We start from the raw sequence: 1,221 nt of genomic DNA on the forward strand, positions 1-1,221 counted from the left end.
ATGAAAGTATCGTGGGCTCGGAGATTTGTATAGGAGACAGGCCCCCGGCCTCCGCGCGCGGCGGCTCCCTCTCGGCCCGTCTGCCGGTCTTCCCCTGGGACACCCTGGCCGGGGCGAGGAGCACGGCCGAGGCCCACCCCGAGGGTCTGGTGGATCTTTCGGTCGGCACCCCCGTGGACTCCGTGCCCCGGGTGATCCGGCGGACGCTGGCCGAGGCCGCCGACCGGCCCGGCTACCCCACCGTGTGGGGCACCGCGGCGTTGCGCAACGCGATCCTCTCCTGGGCGGAGCGCCGGCTGGGGGCCGGACCGCTCGAGCTGGACCATCCCAACGTGTTGCCGGTGGTCGGCTCCAAGGAACTGGTCGCCTGGCTGCCGATCCAGCTGGGTCTGGGGCCGGGCGACCGGGTGGCCTTCCCCCACCTGGCCTACCCCACCTACGAGGTGGGCGCACGGTTGGCCGGTGCCGAACCGGTGCCCTACGAGGATCCGCTGGAGCTCGACCCGACGGGCCTGCGCCTGTTGTGGCTCAACTCGCCCTCCAACCCCACCGGGCGGGTCCTGGCGCCGGAGCGGCTGCGGACGATCGTGGAGTGGGCGCGCGAGCACGACGTTCTCGTCCTGAGTGACGAGTGCTACCTGGAGCTGGGGTGGGAGACGGATCCCGTCTCGGTGCTCGACCCGGCGGTGTGCGGGGGCGAGGTGGAAGGGCTGATCGCCGTCCACTCGCTCTCCAAGCGCTCCAACCTGGCGGGGTACCGGGCCGCCTTCCTGGTGGGCGACCCCGCCGTGTTGGGTGAGCTGCTGACGATCCGCAAGCACGGCGGCATGATGGTGCCGGCCCCGGTGCAGGCCGCGACGGTGGCGGCGCTCGGGGACGACGAGCACGTGCTCGAACAGCGTGCCCGCTACGCGGCCCGGCGCGAGACGCTGCGCACCGCCCTGACGGGCGCGGGCTTCCGGATCGAGCACAGCGAGGCGTCGCTCTACCTGTGGGCGACCAGGGACGAGCCGGGCCGGGACACCGTGGCGTGGCTGGCCGAACGCGGCATTCTCGTGGCGCCCGGGGAGTTCTACGGCCCGGCCGGGGCGTCCTTCGTCCGGGTGGCCTTCACGGCGACGGACGAGCGGGTCGAGCAGGCGGCGCGCCGCCTGGCCGCCGGCTGAGCGGGGCTTTTCCGGGGAGGGACGTCGCGGGACGCGATCGGCGGCGGGTGGGACG

Annotated in this window: 1 protein-coding gene; it reads left to right on the plus strand. The window is 73.7% G+C overall.

Annotated elements, in window-relative coordinates; genetic code table 11:
* Positions 1–8 precede the first annotated feature (8 nt).
* Positions 9–1,166 (plus strand): succinyldiaminopimelate transaminase, encoded by a 1,158-nt coding sequence (dapC, locus tag FNQ90_RS23810; protein ID WP_323380149.1) that lies wholly within the window; start codon positions 9–11, stop codon positions 1,164–1,166.
* The last annotated feature ends 55 nt before the right edge of the window (positions 1,167–1,221 follow it).

It is taken from the genome of Streptomyces alkaliphilus (assembly GCF_014141535.1).
In the GTDB taxonomy this organism is placed as follows: Bacteria; Actinomycetota; Actinomycetes; order Streptomycetales; family Streptomycetaceae; genus Streptomyces; species Streptomyces alkaliphilus.